This is a genomic window from Natronocalculus amylovorans (genome assembly GCF_023638035.1).
Taxonomy (GTDB): domain Archaea; phylum Halobacteriota; class Halobacteria; order Halobacteriales; family Haloferacaceae; genus Natronocalculus; species Natronocalculus amylovorans.
The window spans coordinates 699,133-719,329 of the sequence record NZ_JAKRVX010000001.1 but is presented as its reverse complement, the minus strand read 5'-3'; the positions used below and the strand labels follow the sequence as shown (position 1 = coordinate 719,329).

At 51.1% G+C, this 20,197-nt stretch carries 21 protein-coding genes and 1 tRNA gene; 9 read left to right on the top strand and 13 right to left on the bottom strand.

Features of this window, described 5'->3' with window-relative positions; translation table 11 throughout:
• Positions 1-6 precede the first annotated feature (6 nt).
• Positions 7-537, top strand: coding sequence for a hypothetical protein (locus AArcSt2_RS03855; protein ID WP_250583004.1), 531 nt, complete (start codon positions 7-9; stop codon positions 535-537).
• On the opposite strand, the gene AArcSt2_RS03850 is transcribed toward AArcSt2_RS03855, so the two are convergent.
• Positions 535-607, bottom strand: a tRNA-Gln gene (locus AArcSt2_RS03850). The two genes, AArcSt2_RS03855 and AArcSt2_RS03850, sit on opposite strands and share 3 nt — an antisense overlap.
• Before the next feature lie 203 nt (positions 608-810).
• On the opposite strand from AArcSt2_RS03850, the gene AArcSt2_RS03845 reads away from it, so the two are divergent.
• Together AArcSt2_RS03845 and AArcSt2_RS03840 are read left to right on the top strand one after the other, a co-directional pair.
• Entirely contained in the window at positions 811-1,404 is a 594-nt protein-coding gene (locus tag AArcSt2_RS03845; RefSeq protein ID WP_250583002.1) for an IMP cyclohydrolase, read from the top strand.
• Positions 1,405-1,486: 82 nt separating this feature from the next.
• Positions 1,487-2,152: a metallophosphoesterase family protein gene (locus AArcSt2_RS03840; RefSeq protein WP_250583151.1), complete on the top strand. Its 666-nt coding sequence runs from the start codon at positions 1,487-1,489 to the stop codon at positions 2,150-2,152.
• A 23-nt stretch (positions 2,153-2,175) separates the two neighbouring features.
• Here AArcSt2_RS03840 and AArcSt2_RS03835 read toward each other — a convergent pair whose 3' ends face one another.
• From AArcSt2_RS03835 to AArcSt2_RS03815, 5 genes are all read right to left on the bottom strand, one after another.
• Positions 2,176-3,564 (bottom strand): tryptophanase, encoded by a 1,389-nt coding sequence (locus tag AArcSt2_RS03835; protein ID WP_174652422.1) that lies wholly within the window; start codon positions 3,562-3,564, stop codon positions 2,176-2,178.
• A gap of 161 nt (positions 3,565-3,725) precedes the next feature.
• Complete coding sequence (locus tag AArcSt2_RS03830; RefSeq protein ID WP_174652423.1) at positions 3,726-4,904, bottom strand: aspartate kinase; 1,179 nt, start codon at positions 4,902-4,904, stop codon at positions 3,726-3,728.
• Positions 4,905-5,164: 260 nt separating this feature from the next.
• Positions 5,165-5,992, bottom strand: a complete 828-nt coding sequence (locus AArcSt2_RS03825; protein ID WP_174652424.1) for an OapC/ArvC family zinc-ribbon domain-containing protein — start codon at positions 5,990-5,992, stop codon at positions 5,165-5,167.
• Positions 5,993-6,001: 9 nt separating this feature from the next.
• Entirely contained in the window at positions 6,002-6,388 is a 387-nt protein-coding gene (locus AArcSt2_RS03820) for a DUF2073 domain-containing protein (protein ID WP_174652425.1), read from the bottom strand.
• Between the two features lie 4 nt (positions 6,389-6,392).
• The gene (locus tag AArcSt2_RS03815) at positions 6,393-7,034 is read right to left on the bottom strand and encodes an Era-like GTP-binding protein (protein ID WP_174652426.1); all 642 of its coding nucleotides are present in this window, start codon (positions 7,032-7,034) and stop codon (positions 6,393-6,395) included.
• 980 nt (positions 7,035-8,014) lie between these two features.
• Between AArcSt2_RS03815 and AArcSt2_RS03810 the strand changes: the two genes are divergently transcribed.
• Positions 8,015-9,664: a Cdc6/Cdc18 family protein gene (locus AArcSt2_RS03810; protein WP_250583000.1), complete on the top strand. Its 1,650-nt coding sequence runs from the start codon at positions 8,015-8,017 to the stop codon at positions 9,662-9,664.
• A gap of 82 nt (positions 9,665-9,746) precedes the next feature.
• Here the strand turns inward: AArcSt2_RS03810 and AArcSt2_RS03805 are convergent, their stop codons facing one another.
• On the bottom strand, positions 9,747-10,709 hold the full coding sequence (locus tag AArcSt2_RS03805; protein WP_250582998.1) for a S24/S26 family peptidase: 963 nt from the start codon (positions 10,707-10,709) through the stop codon (positions 9,747-9,749).
• A gap of 106 nt (positions 10,710-10,815) precedes the next feature.
• Here AArcSt2_RS03805 and AArcSt2_RS03800 point away from each other — a divergent pair, with 106 nt between their 5' ends.
• A complete protein-coding gene (locus tag AArcSt2_RS03800) occupies positions 10,816-12,414 on the top strand; it encodes a DNA-directed DNA polymerase II small subunit (RefSeq protein WP_250582996.1) in 1,599 nt (532 codons plus the stop codon).
• Here AArcSt2_RS03800 and AArcSt2_RS03795 read toward each other — a convergent pair.
• Complete coding sequence (locus tag AArcSt2_RS03795) at positions 12,411-12,845, bottom strand: hypothetical protein (RefSeq protein ID WP_174652430.1); 435 nt, start codon at positions 12,843-12,845, stop codon at positions 12,411-12,413. The two genes, AArcSt2_RS03800 and AArcSt2_RS03795, sit on opposite strands and share 4 nt — an antisense overlap.
• 98 nt (positions 12,846-12,943) lie before the next feature.
• Between AArcSt2_RS03795 and AArcSt2_RS16790 the strand changes: the two genes are divergently transcribed.
• Complete coding sequence (locus AArcSt2_RS16790) at positions 12,944-13,033, top strand: hypothetical protein (RefSeq protein WP_425493640.1); 90 nt, start codon at positions 12,944-12,946, stop codon at positions 13,031-13,033.
• Entirely contained in the window at positions 13,034-13,816 is a 783-nt protein-coding gene (locus AArcSt2_RS03790; RefSeq protein WP_174652431.1) for a DUF7089 family protein, read from the top strand. It begins immediately after the preceding gene.
• Here the strand turns inward: AArcSt2_RS03790 and AArcSt2_RS03785 are convergent.
• The gene (locus AArcSt2_RS03785; protein ID WP_174652432.1) at positions 13,813-14,397 is read right to left on the bottom strand and encodes a DUF7090 family protein; all 585 of its coding nucleotides are present in this window, start codon (positions 14,395-14,397) and stop codon (positions 13,813-13,815) included. The two genes, AArcSt2_RS03790 and AArcSt2_RS03785, sit on opposite strands and share 4 nt — an antisense overlap.
• Positions 14,398-14,463: 66 nt before the next feature.
• Positions 14,464-14,928: a DUF2391 family protein gene (locus AArcSt2_RS03780; protein WP_250582994.1), complete on the bottom strand. Its 465-nt coding sequence runs from the start codon at positions 14,926-14,928 to the stop codon at positions 14,464-14,466.
• 84 nt (positions 14,929-15,012) lie between these two features.
• Between AArcSt2_RS03780 and AArcSt2_RS03775 the strand changes: the two genes are divergently transcribed.
• Positions 15,013-15,693: a class I SAM-dependent methyltransferase gene (locus AArcSt2_RS03775; RefSeq protein WP_250582992.1), complete on the top strand. Its 681-nt coding sequence runs from the start codon at positions 15,013-15,015 to the stop codon at positions 15,691-15,693.
• Between the two features lie 7 nt (positions 15,694-15,700).
• On the top strand, positions 15,701-16,063 hold the full coding sequence (locus tag AArcSt2_RS03770) for a DUF8062 family protein (RefSeq protein ID WP_250582990.1): 363 nt from the start codon (positions 15,701-15,703) through the stop codon (positions 16,061-16,063).
• 9 nt (positions 16,064-16,072) lie between these two features.
• Here AArcSt2_RS03770 and AArcSt2_RS03765 read toward each other — a convergent pair whose 3' ends face one another.
• Genes AArcSt2_RS03765 through AArcSt2_RS03755 form a run of 3 tightly spaced genes read right to left on the bottom strand, consistent with a single transcriptional unit; the run spans position 16,073 to position 20,123 of the window.
• Positions 16,073-17,131, bottom strand: a complete 1,059-nt coding sequence (locus AArcSt2_RS03765) for an ABC transporter ATP-binding protein (RefSeq protein ID WP_250582988.1) — start codon at positions 17,129-17,131, stop codon at positions 16,073-16,075.
• A 13-nt stretch (positions 17,132-17,144) separates the two neighbouring features.
• Positions 17,145-18,950 (bottom strand): ABC transporter permease, encoded by a 1,806-nt coding sequence (locus AArcSt2_RS03760; protein WP_250582986.1) that lies wholly within the window; start codon positions 18,948-18,950, stop codon positions 17,145-17,147.
• A 30-nt stretch (positions 18,951-18,980) separates the two neighbouring features.
• Positions 18,981-20,123 (bottom strand): thiamine ABC transporter substrate-binding protein, encoded by a 1,143-nt coding sequence (locus tag AArcSt2_RS03755; RefSeq protein WP_250582984.1) that lies wholly within the window; start codon positions 20,121-20,123, stop codon positions 18,981-18,983.
• Positions 20,124-20,197: the final 74 nt, after the last annotated feature.

Sequence of the window (20,197 nt, the reverse complement as noted above, 5' to 3'; positions counted from 1 at the left end):
TAGCACATGCTCGAAGTAACAGTCTCCGGGTCGGTACCTGCTTCGTATGACCGAGTCGCAGACGTTCTTTCACCCCGATCGGTTATTGAGTTTGGTGGGACATATGATGTCGACACTGTTGTCGAAGACACAGATGGATGGCGAGTAACCGCATCTTCACCAGTGATCGACACCGATTTTGTTGTTATTGTTAAAATGCGGCCCGATGGATATGAGTACCGCCAAGCGACGGAGGCAGATGGTCCGTTTGAAACGGTAGAGACGACGATAACGCTACACGAAACGCATGATTCCTTATACGCAGCCGCACATGGCCCAGATGAGCTCGCGGAGATTGAGGCGATCGAGAACGGTGACTCAACGATTGTCGTTATTCACTCGGAGTACACGTTTGGTGGGCTGTTTGCTCCGGTGATCGATCGATTGGCAAAAAAGCGCCGCAAACAGGAGCTTGAACGGGTTATTTACGATATTTCGGCTGCAGCAACCGAGACCGATCGGTCTGAAGAGAGTGAGTCTGAAAGAGTAAACGAATAGTCCCACACGGATTCGAACCGCGGTCGTTGCCCCCAGAAGGCAACAGGATTGGCCTCTACCCCATGGGACTTCATTTTCAGTGACGGTACTCGATAACTAAACGTTGTCGTTTCCACTGCGTCTTGGTGGTGTATAGCGCTCTTTACACTAACAGTTTGTATACCTTGTTTAGCTCAAGAGTACCGTTGGAATAGATAAATTTGTACAAGTTTATGTCTACAATTCGTTTTTTAGATCGGTAGATACTACTATTCATGCATCAAACCATCGCCCATGTACATTGGACGGTTTGTTGTTGTTGGTCCAGGCATCGGTGGCTATCGAGTATCGTCGCGATCGTTTCCCAACCGACAGATTATTGATCGCAATGGGAGGGTAACCGTTGGTCCAACACCGGATGCGCCCGAGACTGACAACCCATACGTGTCCTACAACTGTGTGCGAACAGTCACGTCACCGTCAGAGCAAACAACGGTTGCGGTTGTTGGAAACGGCTCGCATGTAGATCCGATCGCAGAAAAAATCGAACTCGGGTATCCAGCGCGTGATGCACTGGCGCTGAGTCTGCTTGCGCTCGATTTCGAGAAGGACGACTACAATACGCCCCGAATCGCTGGCGTTGTGTATGAAGATTCGGCAGTGATTGCAACAGTTCGACACGATGCACTACACGTTGAAACGGTTACAGAGCCAACACTTGTTGCGACATACGAGCGCAACACACCGTCGAAGTATACCTTGGATGCAACGGACGCAAGCGGCGTTGCAATGGAATTGTATGACGCCACGTTTGAGCACGCAGTCTGTGCAGCGGGTGTAACAGTGACTCAAGAAGGCGTCTCTGTTGCGATTGAAAACGGGCAATAAGGTCGAGCAAGCGCTGAGACTATCGTTTTTGAGTCAGCACTGAGACTATTTTTTAAGTGGGTTGAGACAACAGCTAGTGAGCATGCGGCTTGGTGTCCTCTCAGATATTCACAGCAACTGGCCAGCGCTCAAGGCGGTTCATGATGATCTCCCTTCGATCGATCGGCTTGTCTGTGCAGGAGATATTGTTGGATATAATCCGTGGCCGAGTACGTGCGTCCGGTGGGTACGAGACAACAGTGATGTGACGATCGCAGGCAACCACGATCGAGCAGCCACGGCTGAGACGCCGTTCAATTTTACAGGAAGCGCGAGAGCTGGAATTGAGTACACAACAAAGCAGCTTCAGCCTGACGAGGTCGAATGGCTCCGGTCGCTTCCGACAGAGCAGCGGCTTACAGATGGTGATGTACTGGTGGTTCACGGACATCCGTCTGACCCCGATCGGTACGTCTATCCACACCAATTTACCTCACAGCTATTGGAGCGAGCGGAGGCATCCATACTAATTATGGGCCATACACACAAGCAAGCAATGGAGCGTGTTGACGGAGGAGTAATTCTTAATCCAGGCAGTGTTGGGCAGCCACGCGATCGCGACCCACGGGCAGCATATGCCGTGGTTGATACAGAGACGCTTGCTGTTGAGCTACATCGTGTTCCGTACGATATTGAAACCGTGGCTGCAGAGATACAAGCGGTCGGGTTGCCAGCGTCGCTTGCTGATCGCCTTTCTGCGGGGCAGTAGCTGTACGATCGGTGTATCGGTGGCTAGTCAGCAGTTGATTCAACCGCATTCGAAACAGGCTCAAGTCGTGCCGAAAAGTGTCTGAGCTCGGGCATTCCCGGTGTCTCTGTAACTGTGAGTCCAACAGTGCTGTCTGCAGCCGAAATAACTCGACGTGCAGTTTGAGCAACGTGTTCGAGATGCTCGCGGAAATAGGTTCGGCGAGGGAGTGCGAATCGAACGAAGTCCGGTCGATCGGTGCCCGGGAATGCGAACTGTCCGAGTTCAACGGTTCGGACACCACCCTCTCGGTACAGTTCACAAACTAATCGTTGACCAGGAAACTCCGATCGTGGAATGTGGTGATACAGTTCGTTTGCATTTGCGTACACCGCATGACCACCAAACGGCTCATACACCGGAAGGCCGGCGTTACGAAGAAGCCCCCCAAGCTCTGCAACCTGATCGATCCGATCGAACACGTACTCACTGGTTACTGCTTCTCTGAGGCCAACTGCCATTGCATGCAGATCCCGTCCTGCCAAGCCACCATATGTTGGAAATCCTTCGTACAAGGTTGCTCGCTGTTTTGCACGCTCAAAGAGTGTCCGATCGTTCATTGCAGCAAAGCCGCCGATGTTTGCTAATGCATCTTTTTTCCCGCTCATGGTGATTGCATCAGCATACGAGAGCTGTTCGCGAGCGATTTCAGCAACGGTTGCGTCGGTAAACTCATCTTCGTGTCGTTTGACGAACGCTGCATTCTCAGCAAACCGACAGGCGTCAATCACAAATGTTGCATTAATCTCCGCTGCAAACGCTGCAACGTCGCGGGTATTTTGGATGCTCACCGGCTGCCCAGCCATGGAGTTGTTTGTAATGGTGAGGACGATGACTGGGACCAACTCATGACCGATTTTATCGACTGTGTTTCGGGCACGATCGAGATCCATATCACCATTAAACCGAGTAGAGGCTGAGGTGGTGAGTGGACAATCAACTGGGTCCGCACCTTGTGCCGCAATATGTGCACGTGTGGTGTCAAAATGTGTATTATTGAGAACGGTCTCACCCTCAGAAACAAGTACACCGTAGAGGACGTTCTCCGCACCACGCCCTTGATGTGTCGGAACGACATGTTCGAATCCCATGACATCTTGGACGCTCTTTTGAAGTCGCTGAAAACTTCGGCTGCCAGCGTACGACTCGTCACCCTGTTGCAGTGCTGCCCATTGGCGATCGCTCATGGTACCGGTGCCGCTGTCAGTAAGCAGATCCATGTAGACGTCTTTCGACTGAAGATTGAACACGTTGTAGCCCGCGGTTTCGAGTGCACTCTCTCGATCCGGTTTTGCGAGGAGTGAGATTGGTTCAACTGCTTTTGCCTTGTACGATCGGACCGTTTGACGACCTCGATCGGGAGATGAGTTCATAAAAGAATAATGAGCCAAACTGTGAAAATATTCAGCGACGGTGTATGGAGAATACTGTGCGGACGGACGCTAAAAGTACAAAAATCGTGATCTGGCGGATAAAAAGAATGTACGATGTATAGTTATCATCGCCACCGTCTAAACCTGTACAACGACCGCTGTCAGAACTCGGATTGGACGATTTCGAGGATGTCTTCTCTGTCCTCCCAGTCGACAAACAGCGCAACAGATGTTGCACTCGTGATAACATCGTGGAGGTTGATTCCTGCATCGGCGATCGGTGTAAGAATATCACGGACAACACCAGGTCGGTTCGGCAGTTCCCCACCAGTTACGCGGATGACTGCAACACCATCATCAACAGTGATGCTCGAAAGTGTTTCATCTGCAACAACCTCTTCATGAAGAACTGCCTCCGCTTCCTCTGATTCCTCTGCATCAACGTAGAAGGTAATCGAGTCCATTCCGCTTGCAACACAGTCAACGTTAATGTCTGATCCTCGAAGTGCAGTCGAAAGCTCTGCGAGGATTCCCGGCCGGTTCCGCATCGCACGTCCCGCAACAGTCAGACATGCAAGTGGAGTTTCGCGCATGTCGATAAGATTCTCGAACTGCCCTTCAATTCGAGTCCCACCAGTAAGTAGATCACCGTGTTGATAATGAACAACGCGAACTCCCATATCACCCGATTTATACGAGAGCGCGCTCGGTGCGACAACCTCTGCACCACGGAAAGAAAGATTTCGGAGTTCGTCTACCGTGATCTGACCAACATTTCGTGCACCCTCGACGACACGAGGATCACCAGTCATAACTCCCTCAACGTCGGTCACAATAACGACCTCATCCGCGTTCATGTACTTCCCAAGCATCACAGCAGTGGTGTCTGAGCCGCCACGGCCCAGTGTAGTTATCTCTCCATCGTGATTTTGTGCAAGGAAGCCTGTGATTACCGGCACAACATTGTCAAGTTCGGATGCAAGCTCTTCGGCACGAGCAACGGTTGCCTCAACATCGACCTCACCGAGATCATTGGTAATGATTGGCCATTCTTTGGTTCCTGGCTCTAGGAATCGTGCGTTAACACCACGAGCGGTAAGTGCTGCTTTTAACATCCGAACGCTCGTTCGCTCACCCATTGAAACAATCTCCGCCCGATCCGCGTCGGCCGCTTCAAACTGGATTTCGTCGAGTAAATCGTCCGTTGTCGATCCCATTGCACTCGCAACAACAGCAATCTCGTGGCCTGCGTCGACCGCTTTTGCAATCGAGTCTGCGGCACGGTTAATTCGGTCACCGCTTCCAAGGCTCGTACCTCCAAACTTTGCAACTACTCGCATGAACATTCCTCCACCTGTTTGCTGTATCCGACAGTGAACTCAGTCATGCGCCATCGTAACGCGGGCAACTGCATAACGTTGTTCACTTCTCCAACCGTTGCCGATTCAACAATTCCGCTGAATTATCGTTGGTTGTGAACTTTGTTCATACCCCTTTGTTTCCAGTGGAGATCGATTCAAAACAGAAATTTAACTAGATGGTATGTATGAATAACAGGAATTCAACTGGATGTTACAGTACCGTATATATCGCTTATATATTATTCGTCAGTATCGCTAATTCCCCAGCCATCTGGGACTTCAATAACGTATCTGCCGTCTTCTCGCAGCGATATAATGTACTCATCACGATCGTACAGTTCCATGAGATTAATTTCGTACTGGCCAGGATTGAGAATCTTGATGCTCTCGAACTGTTCGTTGAGTTCATTGCGAAGTTGTTCTAGATCCGGTGACGGCTCGTCCGGTTGCGATTCCGTCGTGTCTGATTGGGTACGCGCGGCTGCAAGTTCCTCGTTTGAAACGACATCCGTCCGAGCACTAACTTGCGCGGAGTCCTCTTCGGCTGGTGTTTCGGCTGCTTCCAGTTCTGTCTGTGTATCCGATCGTTCAACAACTGCATCATTCGTGACCGCATCGATCGGTTTGTCACTCACAGGGTCAGAATCTGTTGATTGTTGACGCGTCTTACTCGGTGGTTGGTTCTGTTTCGGAGAATCTGTGGGTGGTGAATCTGGAGCCTGTGACGGTGTCGAGTCCGTAGCATCAGTGTTCCGCTGTGATGGCCATGGTGTGTATCCAGACTTAGTGTTGTTTTGTGTCGCTTCGCTGGAGCTCTGTAGAGGCTGTTCAGTCGACGGCTGTTGTTGGTCTGGATTTTGCGTTGTCGACGGCTGTTGTTGGTCTGGATTCTGCGTTCGCTGTGTTGCCGGGTTTTCGTTCACAGTCTCTGTCGTCTGTTTTTCGACTCGATCAACGCTTCCAGGGTGGAACTGAAACTTGTTTCCACCGCAGTCTGGACACCCGGAAAGCATCTCTTTTGAACCATCAGGGAACGTCAGACCGCAGTTAGTGCACTGGTGTGGCATCGGTAGTGACTATTTGTGTGAAACGAGCGCGCTAATGAGCGTCTCATCTTTATGAAGTGTTTCAATCTGATTTGCTGGTCCGATCACTGTGAGCTTCTTCGTTGATTGTCGGCCCATGAGGCGATCGAGGAAACTCTGATTTGCGGCCTGTGTACTTGGATATGTCTCGATTTCAATCCCGCTGAATCCGTCTGGGTTGATCTCGGACATTGTGACTTCAATAAGCCGTGACTCTTCATCCGGTGACAGCCCGGCTTCAAGAATAACAATTTTTCCCTCTCGAACGCTGTCGAGAATGAGTCTAATTTTTTCCATACTTGCCAACCCGTCCATTCTGGCACCGCTTATCAGGTCAATCCTGACCCCGTCTTCGTTTGTTGGTGTTGCTTCCGGCATGATCCTATCCAAAGTACTCCGCAATTTTGTCATATACCTCGTCCATGTTGTTTCCTTCAAGTGCAGAGAGCGGAACGGTCTCATGCTGTGGGAACGCATTTGCGACCCGTTGGACGTTTGATCCCTCAAGATCCGTTTTATTGGCAAAAATGAGAACCGGGAGTTCGCGGCTCTCTATAATGCCGATCAACATCGTGTTGACTTGTGTGAACGGATCTGCTGTTGAGTCAAGCACGTATATAACACCATCAACATCTTCACGAAGCCAGTGCATCGCTTCTGCAACACCTTCTGTTGCCTCGCGCGATCGCCGAACTGCGTCCTCTTTCTCCATGTCGTGATCGAGGAACTCTTTGTAGTCAACCTTGGTTGTGACACCAGGTGTGTCGACGACATCAATTGTGACGGTTTGGCTATTCCGTTCGATTGTTACATTCTCTTTCCTTCGTGCGCGCCGTGTCTCGTGTGGAATATGACTCTCAGGACCCACAGTATCGCCAGCCCAGTCGATCGCGATACGATTTGCCAGCGTTGTTTTGCCGGCGTTTGGTGGTCCATAGATTCCAATACGTTTTGGCTCGCTATCGGAGAAGAGCCGATCAGTGACCTTCGAAATGCTGTCTTTGAGATTCGTAAGTAGACCCATCCTAACCTCCCACGCCTCCCATCGTCCCAATCGATCTGGTACTGGAGGGGTGTATGAAACTATCTTCCAATCCGTGCACACTTAAGTACTACGTCAGACAGAGTTCATTTTAACCCAAGCTTACCGGTTGACGACAAGGGCGGTAGATAATGTCATGCAGTAATTGTGCTTGTGAGCGGTTAAAACGTCGGGGACAGATAATATACCTAAATGGTGATTAAATCACAGTCTCCACCCCCCACCCCTTTGTTTCGGGTGGAACCCAACGAAGGGGTAACCCCTTGATTGAGCTGAAACGGTGGTTGTGTTATTATTCATTCACGACCTCTAATAAAATAATATAACTGATAGTGAAATAAAGTCTCTTCGAGTACCGAGGGTACTGTTCGATAGACTTAGATATAAAACCGTTGGTTATCAGATGCTATCGGCCGAAATTGAGTACCCTCTCTCGGACAGTTCCAGTAGAAACAAAGGGGTGGGGGGCTAGTCCACCGTGGGTAGCATTAACAGGACAGTAGTATACCGATTCCACGACAAATCGGTACAAATGATATTCCGTGGAGTATGTACATTGTAATTCATACTTTACTATCGAGAATATCGATCCTAACACCAACTGAGACCAATTACGATTTGACACCAGCTGAAATTAGGTCAAAATACTCACGATATTTTCAATACTAGGATGGCATGCAAACGGTCTACAACTACCCGGAGAAAGATGATCACAATCTGAAAGATAGAAATTTACATTAAACATGTCAGCAATACTGATAGAGTAAGAACCAACTGTATCTCCATCTCAACGTGCTTGTCATCGTTAATAAATAACACTTTTGTAGGTCCTCTTCGTCTGCTTCGAGTGCATCAGTTGGACAACCCACACTCACATCTATCTCCGAATCCACGCCCCACGCACCTCTATCGCGTGTTTTATACTGGTTGTTGGGTTGCTCCACATGAAATGAGGGGGTACTATGGACGAAACCACCGACAACACTACGAAGAATAATTCACCACCAACCGACTCATCGACTGACGAAGACCCAGCTGAGGATCAAAACCGGTCGAACTCCACTCGAAACAAAGGGGTTGTGAGTGACTCTCGTAACAAGAAGACCGATCGCGAAGGCAACAACCAAACTGTCGAAATCGACGCTGCAGAGACAGGACGCGATCGGTCTTCCCCACGGTTCGACTTTGATAATGTGCTCAACGAGGGTGAAAACGAAAATAAAGGACTGTTTGATGATCTGCTCGCTGGAGAGCCAATCTTCGAGAATAAAGAGGTTCTTCGACCATCATATACGCCACACGAGCTACCACATCGTACAGATCAGATCAATCAGATGGCGACGATCCTCGTCTCAGCACTGCGTGGAGAAACTCCATCAAACATTCTCATTTACGGAAAAACTGGAACCGGAAAAACCGCGAGTGCAAAATTTGTAAGTCAGGAACTCGAGTCAACGTCACAGAAGTATGATGTTCCATGCGAAGTCCAGTATATCAATTGTGAAGTTACTGACACACAGTACCGCGTGCTTGCGCAACTGGCGAACAAATTTATTGAAAAAAATAAAAACGCGATCGACAACCGGCTTTCCGAACTCAAGTCGCTTATTGAACAAGTAACCGAGACTGACATAGACGTCGAAACTTCGCTTTCTGAGACCCAGTTTACGACCGTTTCTGGGATTGAGTCACGGATCGAAGAACTCGAATCTGATACCGCAGAGATGGAGCCCGTTCCGATGACAGGATGGCCGACCGATCGGGTCTATACAACGTTTTTTGAAGCAGTCGATTATAGCGAACGGGTTGTTGTGATCATGCTTGATGAGATCGACAAACTCGTTGAAAAATCAGGGGATGATACGCTCTATAATCTATCACGAATGAACTCTGAACTCAAAAACTCGCGAATCTCGATTATGGGGATCTCAAACGACCTCAAGTTCACGGACTTCCTCGATCCGCGTGTCAAATCGTCACTTGGTGAAGAAGAAATCGTGTTTCCACCATACGACGCTACCCAACTTCGCGATATTCTTCAACACCGTGCGGATGTTGCGTTTAAAAACGATGCCCTCACGTCAGACGTAATCCCTCTATGTGCTGCATTTGCCGCACAGGAACACGGTGATGCACGTCGAGCACTTGACCTACTTCGGACCGCGGGCGAGCTCGCTGAGCGTGGACAAGCCGATACGGTTACTGAGGCGCATGTTCGACAAGCACAGGACAAAATCGAACTCGATCGAGTTGTGGAGGTTGTTCGAACACTTCCGACCCAATCAAAGATTGTCCTCTTCTCAATTATTCTGCTTGAAAAGAACGGAGTCCACAATGTCAACACTGGGGAAGTATTCAATATCTACAAACGGATCTGCAATGAGCTAGAGGCAGATGTGCTCACTCAGCGCCGTGTAACTGACCTCATCTCCGAACTGGATATGCTCGGAATCGTCAACGCTGTTGTTGTTTCAAAAGGTCGCTATGGCCGAACAAAAGAGATCAGCCTCTCTGTCCCGATTGATGAGACCGAAGCAGTTTTGCTCTCAGACTCACGGCTCGGAGACATTGAAACCGTCCAACCATTTGTCCAAGCCCGATTCGATAACTGATACTATCATACACATTCGTGTATAGAAACCACAGTCGAAAAGACAATACTGCATATTCTCCAGTTGAAACGAAGGGGTTACTCTACGTTTTTCGACCTAAAACAGTGCTTCCAACTGCGGCGATCCCAAAGAGCGGGATTGTCGGCGTCAGAACGGCTTGTCCAGTGAATGCAAGCCGAATCCATCCGAGATATGGGATTCGGAACCGCGCAACACCAGTTATCCAGTCTTCCTCGACAACTGGGGCAATTCCGCTCACCTGATCATATCGGCCGTTGTTGTCACCCTTTGTGATGTAGCCGTCAGTTGGTGCAGGACACGCGGACATCTCTGAACAGGATCGATCGCCTGATGCATCCGGATCTGCCCGATCGCTCCAATCTTCACCCTCTTCGACATAGAGATGTGGTCGGTGAATAATTGGTGGCCCAATGGTTCCGGGTTCATCAAAGACGACGACAGAACCGGGCTTATTGAAACTCTCATACCCAACGTCTTCGCCGTGCTCAAGCGTCACCACCCCGTATTCATCTGCATCACTTGGGGAGAATCGATCAGGAGCAGTAACAAACACCAAATCATATATTTGGATGTTTGGCTCCATGCTTTCGCTTTCGATCGCAACCATCGGCGGCCACACCCCACTGAGCCCAAACAGTAGTCCACCAATAAGTAAGACAATTAATGCGCTAAGCAGGATCTCACGAATAAACATCAGTGGTCCATCATTTGCGTGATAGAAGCGATAGAAGAATCCGTGATCAGCACGAGGATCGACACTCGTTGATCGCTGATCTTCTTCAGCGTGGTCACCAGAAGAGGACGTTATGGGCTCGGTCTGTGTTGTCACTGCGTCGTCTATCGAGTTTGAGTTTGAGTCTGGGTCTGGGTCTGTAGAAGCGTTAACTCCAGTTTCAGTCTCAGTATCATTTCCAACTTCGGTTCCGGTAGGCGGTGTTTCCATCTCCGACGGTGACTTGTGTTGGTCATCCTCCGCTGGCACGTCACGCTCATCCTCTGGCGCGGGTTCGTCCCCGGAACTCATCGACACATCTTTTGTTCGGTGGGGTTTGAACTTTCTGGGTGGGCTTCTCCTATCGAGGCATCAATAGTTCGCTACGCTTTTTGTCACTCCACGCAGAGCAATGGGTGTGCCATCGGAGACTCCAGCGAGCGTTGTGCAATCACTTGCCCGTCATGGATACAACGCTGAACGGGAAGCAGTAACACTCCTCGCAAGAGCTCCAGACCCTCCAGAAGCCATCGGAGCCGTGCTTGAGAATATAAGCGAAGAGACACTCCGAATTACGGTTACAGATGTCCGTGCTGTCATTGACAGTGCACCTATTGAGGACCCTCCACAAGAGCCGCCAGTAGAAGCTCAAAATACCGAGTCCAACCAGGCAACTGATGCCGATTCTCCAGTTGAAACCGAGGGGGTTACTAGCAAACAGCCTAAGAGAGATGACCCAACGGATTCCAGTGCTGTTGATGATGCTGAAGAGATCGATACAAGCGGCAATCGAAGAGCATCGGATATCTCCTTACGATCGCTGTCGATCGCAAACGATATGACCGGACAAAGTACGGGGACAGGCGAGTACAAACAGTTTGTTCGGACGTTTCGCGATCGGTACGAACGGCTCTCAAAACTGCTCCGTAGCCGTGTCAATCACCGGCCGACGAAGGCAATCTCGAAGATGCCTGGTGGGAGTGAAGCTGAACTCATCGGGTTGGTGAACGATGTTCGATCGACGAAAGGCGGTCATTGGTTGATCGAACTTGAGGACACAACAGGGACATTTCCGTGTCTTGTCACCAAAGACAAAAACATCTCAGAGCTTGTAAACGAACTCCTTATGGACGAGTGTATTGCCGTCCAAGGGCGGCTCTCTGATGATGCGGGAATTATGTTTGTTGACTCGCTTCACTTTCCGGACGTTCCGCGGACGCACCGACCAAGTACCGCCGATCGTCACGTCCAAGCCGCACTCATCTCGGATATCCACGTCGGTAGTCAGGAGTTCATGGCTGAGGCATGGCATCAGTTCACGGACTGGCTCCATAGCGAAGAAGCACAACATGTTGAGTATCTGCTTATCGCAGGAGATATGGTCGAGGGTGTTGGTGTCTATCCAAATCAAGATAAAGAACTTGACATCATTGACATCTATGACCAGTACGAAATGTTTGCGGAGTATCTGAAAGAAGTCCCGGGCGATATGGAGATCGTGATGATCCCCGGCAACCACGATGCAGTCCGGCTTGCGGAACCACAGCCAGGATTCGACGATAGGCTCCGAGACATCATGGATATACACGACGCGCGCATTGTGAGCAACCCAGCGACGGTGACGATCGAAAACGTCTCTGTGCTCATGTATCATGGCGTCTCACTGGATGAAGTGATTGCCGAACTTCCCGAGGAGAAAGCAAGCTACGACGAGTCCCACAAAGCGATGTACCACCTTTTGAAAAAACGCCACGTTGCGCCACAGTACGGTGGCCGAAATCGGCTTGCACCCGAAACACAGGATTATCTTGTTATCGACAACGTTCCGGATATTTTCCATACCGGCCATGTTCACAAAATTGGTTGGGGAAAATATCACAATGTGCTTGCGGTAAACAGCGGCTGTTGGCAAGCACAAACTGATTTCCAAAAGAGCGTCAATATTAACCCTGACTCGGGGTATGCGCCGATCGTCGATCTCGATACGCTGAATATGACCGTACGAAAATTCGTCTAACCCTCTGGCTCGAGCCGATATCGAACCGTCCCCGCATTGTTAAATTGTGGGCCAGCGCCAACTTTTGTGAATCCTGCGTCCGTGGCAACGGTGCTCCGCTCGTCGTTTCCAGCCTCAACGAGTAACTCAACAGTCATCCCTTCAGCGGTTGCGAATCGAACTGGCTCTTCAAGGAGCTCAATACAGGCCTCACGCTGGCCACCAAACTGGGTGACATGCACTGTTGACTCCGCTGCATCAAAACTAACGAAGCCCAAAAGCGACGCTCCTGCACCCCCAGCGTCAACATTCGGATCGGCCGCCCGTGAGTTATCTGCTGCAGCAACCCGGACTGTTCGATCGTGTACAAGATTACGAACCACGTCAACAGGTGCATCACTCATTGCCGCGATCGCCTCCGCATCAGCTTCGACCGCGTCACGAATTTGCATACTATGCGTTCGGCGGCGGTGGCGATAAAACCATGGCCATCTGTCCCTCGTCAACCGATACTGAAGCCTTTAAGCACGTTCCACAATACCACACGGATATGAGCAAAGCGACCAAAATTACGCTCGGTACGATCGCCGTTTCAGCTGTCCTGTCGATTGGAATTATTCTGTCGTTCGCACTCGCGTAGATGTTTACAGAGCGATCGCTCTCAGAACCGCTTTCTGCGGTCCACAAAGCGTACGCTCCGGATGCACTCACCTTCTCGCTTGACACTGATTCGGAGATGCTTCCACCAGCGGTTGCAGAAGAGTTAGGGCTCGTTGTTGAGTCGCTTTCTCCTGCACAGTATCCCGCGTCGTGGCTGCCGTCCGATGCACCACAGCTGTTACAGCGCTACGCGAGCAGCGATTTCACGATCGGCATGCCAGGCGATGGGACCGTCATGTGGACAACACAGACGACACCACCATGTGTGTTTACGAAACATCGTGCAACCGGAACGCCAGATGCATTCCTTGATTTTCTGCTCGCAGAAGCATACGTACAACTACATCTTGCTGTGCCTGAGCACTTTTTACCGTACTTTGGCGAACAATACCGTGAGCTTGCGGCGGTCTCTGGACTCTCTCCAGGAGAGACGTATCAGCTCGCGGCTGCGCTGTTTGACGGCTGGGTCGGACTGCAGACACGGTCGGAGTTTCGATCGTGGGAAACCGAGCATCCAGCGCTATGGGAAAGTTGGGTAGACGCTGGAGAACGTCTTGAGGGCCGACTTGACTCGCTTTCCCGAGAGGTCGCACACGGCAAACTCACATTTGCGGAAGCAACAGAGTATGCTTGTTCAGCGATGAAACACGATCTCAAACTACCAGCACCGTTCTCCGCACTTAACACAACGGCATACATCGACCATGGGCCAAGCTATGCAGTTCGATGGGCGGAAAAAACGTTTGCACAGCTTCGAGATTAATCCGCCATCTCGACGTGGACGCTCCCATCTTCATCGAGATCGACAACACCAGCAAACAGTTCGCGGAATTTCGCAACCGTCGACTCATCGTGAACCTCTTTTGAGAGGTGGAAGATCCCAACTGCGTCGTTTTCTTCGAGGAGTGCCAGAAGCTGTTTTGATGCTTCATACACGCCATCATCGTCAGCGTAATATGCCATCTCCGTGAGCGAGTCCACACTAATTCTCACCTTTCCATCGTGTGATTCAAGAAAGCGTCTGGTCTGCTCAACAATCCCACTGAGATCGTCCGGTGAGGATACGTAGTGGACGTGATCTGAGGAGCGTCGCGAGTAGCCTCGCTCAACAGAGAGCGTATCTAAAATCACAGCTCGTGACTCGTCGACATCGTAGTGCTCAAGTTTCTGTTCGACTTCCCGAGCGGTCGTCCGAGTAGAAATAACGAGGAAGTGATCAGTGTCGGTTTTCAGGAAATCCGTGTCGATCCGATCGGTTTCACCGATACTTGGATGTAATAAGAGAAGCCCTGTGCCACCTGGAATTGTTTTTGGTGCCGACTCAATTGCAAGCGAATACTCCATATGGTTGTCACCCACCGAATAGCCTTAATCCTTCATGCTAAATGACCAATTCAAAAACATAACTATTTAAAATACACTATCCGCTGTTGCAGCGCCGACAACACTGAACACTGCGCCCACGCTCACCGCTTTGAATGTAATTATCGCGGTTTCGGCTGTCGTTGCGCCATTATCGAGCAAGAATGTATCAGGTGCGTCAAATAAGAGTGCAAGCACTAACACAGATCCAAATGCGATACACACCAACGAGAGAAACCGAACTGGGATTCCAACGATATCTTGTTCTTCGCTTGGATCTCGTTTTGTATCTGCCTTGTATAATGCTGCGTATCCAATTGCACAAACAATTCCGATCGTTGCGAACGCTTGCCAGAGGTTCATGCCCGCAGCAAGCAGCCATACTTCTTCGGTAACGACGAACGGCCCTGCAAGCAAAAATCCACCAACAATCTGCTGTGCTGAGTCCGCAATTCTGAAACGCCGACGCTTTCTGAACCCTTGTATCGGTGGGAGCCGTGGTCTCGATTTCACACTCTCATAATCAGTTCCAGTTAGGTAGCTGTTTTCGTCGATGCAAGCCGAACTCGTTTAACCGATCACCGCCCACTACCCAATATGAGCGTCCGTGAGGAGTTTGACGACTGGGCCACCGATGGCCGAGATAAAGGGATGGAGGAGCGTCATTGGCATACCGCAAAGCACGTGCTTGCACGAATGCCGATCGAAGCAGGCGAGACCGTTCTTGACCTTGGTACGGGAAGCGGCTATGCGCTCCGTGCACTCAAAGAGACAAAGTCGATCGGCCGGGGCTACGGGCTTGATGGCTCTCCAGAGATGGCTGCTAACGCAGCAGACTACACTGACGATGACTCGATCGGGTTTCTAATTGGCGACTTTGACTCGCTCCCATTTGCGGATAACAGCGTCGACCATGTGTTTACGATGGAAGCGTTCTACTACGCGGCAGATCCAGCACATACGCTCGAAGAACTGCAGCGTATCATCCGTCCCGGTGGAGCCGTCTACTGTGCAGTGAACTACTATGAGGAGAACGTCGCCTCTCATAGCTGGCAGGACAACATTTCCGTTGCGATGACTCGCTGGAGTCGCGACCAGTATCGCGACGCATTCCGCGAGGCTGGATTCCACGTTGCTGAACAGGATACGATTCCTGATCTCGAGATTGAAATTCCACCGGAATCAGCGTTCCCAACGGACCGTTGGGAGACACGAGACGCGATGATCGATCGCTACCGAACGTGGGGGACGCTTCTCACTGTCGGTGTCGTTCCATAACAGATCCATGACCGATCCAAACGACCTCCCTGCAGAGCGCCAGCCGATCGATGACGTTCCGACAATCACGTGCGCCCGTTGTAATGGTGAGTGGGACCTCTCCTATGAACTCGACGAGCTACAGGTTGGTAATCAGGCTGTTGAACAGTTTGCACTCGATCATAAACGCCATACCGGACACTTTCCGGATGATGTTGTCCCATGGATTGTGACCTGTACTCAGTGTCCAGATGGTGAGGAATATCTCTCCGATCGACCATCAAAACGATGGGCACGGACGCATGCTCGACATACCGGCCATCGGGTGATGGTCCATCATCAGTCGCTCGATGAGAGCCTCACGATCGAGCCATCGGACACCCACAGCTAATTTGGTATGTTAGTTGACAGTGACAATATGTGCATGCTCAGGCGCAAACGTTACTGTCACTTCACCTGCTAGCGGATCGGTTGTTCGCAAACGCAGCTCTTGTTTTTTCCATGTCAGATGGACGCGGGTTGTTTCGCCAAGGAATTCGGATTCGACGACCGATGCGACGAGTTGATTTGTTGCCGTTGTCTCCTGTGTCTGTACCTGCAACTGTTCGGGTCGGATACAGAACGTCACCCGATCGCCTGTTGTAAGTGAGTGATCTGCAGAGACTCCAATGTGTACCACTGTTTGGGCAACCGACACACGAGCAGTCCCTGCGGCCACCTGTTCGACCGTTCCTGTAAACAGATTATTGTCACCGATAAAGTTCGCCACAAACGGTGTCTGTGGTTCGCGATAGATTGTCTGTGGCGTTGCGATCTGTTCAACCCCTCCACCGTTGAGCACTGCAACCCGATCGGAGATTGAGAGCGCCTCCTCTTGATCGTGGGTGACGTACACCGTGGTAATTCCAAGCTCGGACTGAATCTGTTTGATTTGCACGCGAAGCTGTTCACGGAGCTGTGCATCAAGCGCGCTCATCGGCTCATCAAGCAGGAGCAGATCCGGGCCTGGCGCAAGCGCCCGTGCAAGCGCAACACGCTGTTGTTGCCCACCTGAGAGCGCTTCCGGATCGCGATCACCCATTCCAGGTAAGTCGACAAGCTCCAGTAGCTCCGTTACCCGATCGCCAACGGAAACCCCACCTGGCGGATCAGTAAACCGAAGCCCATAGGCAATATTCTTCGCGACAGTCATGTGCGGGAACAGCGCGTAGTTTTGGAACACAACACCAACACCTCGCTCTTCCGGTGGGACACCGGTCATCTCCCGGCCATCAAACCGGATCGCCCCGCTTGTTTGAGACTCAAACCCTGCAATTAACCGAAGCGTTGTTGTCTTTCCACAGCCGGATGGCCCAACGAGCGTAAAAAACTCCCCATCAGATACCTGTAAAGAGATCTCATCCACAGCGGTTGTTTCTCCATACCGTTTTGAAATTGTGTCCAACTCGATCGTTGTCATCGTTCCTCCGTCATCATAATCCACCACCGCGTTGTTCCGCATCGCCACCAAAGCGCTCAATGATCACGAAACTTAGCGCCGTCACGACAAGCAGAATACAGCCCATGGCGGTTGCTGGGCCAAGCCGTCTTCCAAGATAGCGCTCGATCGCAACGGGCATCGTGTACTCACCGGAGCCAGTTGCCAACACGATCGTCGAATTGAATTCGCCAATACTAATTGCAAATGCAAACGCTGCACCTGCAACGACACCAGTCCACACAAGCGGAAGTTCGATATCAATCACTGTTCGGACACGGGTTGCACCCAAACTCCGAGCTGATTCGATCAGCGTCCGATCGAGCGACGCTAACCCTGGTGTAACGTTCCGGGTGACAAACGGATATGCACTCACCGCATGGGCTGCGACGATCGCAAGCGAACCAGCAACCGCAATTCGCCACCCTGCAATCTCGACACCAAACACTAGCCCTCGAAGCAGCCCAAGGCCGACAATGATCCCAGAGACCGCAAGCGGTGCCATTGCGATCGCGTCCATCACCTTTCGACCCCGATACTGCCGCGTCGTCAGAATAGAGACAACAACACCCATCGGGAGCGCAATTGCAAGCGTCCCAACCGCAAATATGAGCGAGTTCCGAATTGCAGGCAGCGGTCGTACCTGAAAGCTTGCACCCGCTGTCTGTCGCTCAAGCAGGAACTGATAATGCGAGAGCGTGAACGATCCATCGCTCGTTGTAAGGCTGGCAATAATCATGCTTGCGATCGGGCCAACAAACACGAGCAGTGCAACAACGGTATACCCAGCGACTGAAATCCGTGTGAATACGGTCTTTAGCGACCATGCGGTCGGAATGAGCTGTCGGCGTGGCTGGGTGTGGATACCTCGGCGAAGCGTTCGTTGTGCATCCTCATAACGGAGATATGCGTATAGCAACCCAAGTGAAATAACGAGTTCAATTGTCGCAAGGGCTGCGGCTTCAGTGTAGTTGAGATTCGTTAGCTGTCGGTAGATGAATACCTCGATGGTTGCCAGTTGGTAGCCACCAAGGGCCAACACGATCGGAAACGACGCAAACGTAAAAATGAACGTTAGCGTTGCACCCATCACGATCGCCGGTTTCAGCTGTGGAAACACCACATCGTAGAACGCACGCCATGGAGATGCGCCGAGGCTTCGAGCCGTTTCGATCGCTCGTGCATCGACTGACTCCCACGCAGCGGTTGTGATCCGAGCAATAAGCGGTGCATTGTAGAACGCATGTGCAATGACGATCGCGTGCAGCGTAAACAGCAGATTTGTTGGTCCGAGCCCAACCAGGCCGAGTGCCCGATTGAGGGTTCCATTCGCTCCAAACGTCGCCACAAATCCAACCGCGACCATAATTGAGGGCAGCACAAACGGGAGAATTGTAAGCGAGCGTATCGTCTTTCGCCCGCGAAACTCAAATCGCGCGAGAATCCACGCAGCTGGTAACCCAATTGCCACACTCAAAAGCGTTGAGAGTGCGGCCTGATACGCTGTAAATCCGATCACACCCATCCGAGGATCGGCAAATCCAGCTGCAGCGCGTTGAATAAGGGCATCGATCGCTGCAGTGAGCGACCCTGCACCAGTAATCGAGGCTAGCTCACCAACATAGAACTCGTCTGTAAGGATCTCAACAAAAGCGGAGAGTGAGAACGCCCCATCAACGCGAACAGCCTCAACGAACACCGTGGAAACCGGATAAAAAAACAGCAGCACAAGCAGTCCGGTTGTGGCGATCGCACACACTGTTAGCAGGTGCTTTTCGACCCACGATCCTCCAGCACTCATTGTTCGTCTCACCGCTCTGTTGGCGGCAAGTTAGTTTCCTGCGAACTGTCGTTCCCAGGCATCGATCCACTCACTGAGATTTCCGTCGAGTTCGTCGTATGTGAAGGTCACTGGCTCAGGAGGTTCATGCGCGAACTCGTCATATTCGGGATCAAGCTCTGCAGTGTCGGTTGCTGGGAAGACAACATTTCGCTCCGCGATCTCTCCTTGTACATCCGGCCGAAGGACAAACTCCATGAAATCGGTCACAAGATCCGTATTCTCCGAATCAGTAAACTGTGCCATCCCTTCCGGATTCGCATAGGCCTGATCGTTGAGGAATCGAATCTGATGTTCGCTCAGATCTGCGTCCTCCATGTTTGCAAACACTTGGTCTGTTGAGTAGGAGACGACCATCGGTGCCTCTCCCCCCTCGTATGCGGCGTACGAATCGGACCATGAGCCAAGCACACGAACATCATTGTCCTGAAGTTCCTGCCAGTAGTCTAGATACTCGTCTTCGCCAACGGTGTATATTGTGTGCAAAAAGAATGCACGGCCAGTTTGGCTCTCTGGGCTCTGTGCAAGCAGCTCGCCTCTGTGTTCTTCTTCAAGCAGTCCCTCAAACGTCTCCGGTGCCTCGGTTTCGTACTCATTGTAGACGAGCGAGATGTAGCCAGTCTCGAACGGTACGGCCCTGTTCTCCGGATCAAACTGCAACCCTTCGCGAATATCGTCTGCACCTGCGAGCTCTCCTGCTGGAGCAAACAGCGAACCGTTACTCAGGTTCTCATCAACGCGGATAAGATCGTCTGTCGTCAACCCCAGATACAGATCGGTATCAACGGGTGACCCTGCATTTGCCTGTTCAATGTAGTTGTTGACTCCGTTTGACGGTGTCTCCCAGATGAGCTCAACGTCGTACTCCGCTTCAAATGCTTCTTTGAGCCACTCTCCCGGGCTTGTACTTGGCGCGTCAATAAAGGACTCATACGTCCCTACTGTAAGCTCCGTCGGCTCATCTGGGTCGGTTGTTGCACCGTTTCCGTTGCTATCGTCGCTCCCGTTCCCGTTCTCATCCGGTGTTGCGTCTCCATTCCCGTTTGTCTGTTCGGCTGTACAGCCTGCGAGCAGGGCAACAGCACCTGCCGCTCCCGCGGACTGTAAAAATTGTCTGCGACTATGTGGCTCCATTACTGGATAATCACACTCGGTGGTAGTTAAAAAGTGTGATTTTCTCATCTGTTGACCTATCAAAAAAATAGTTA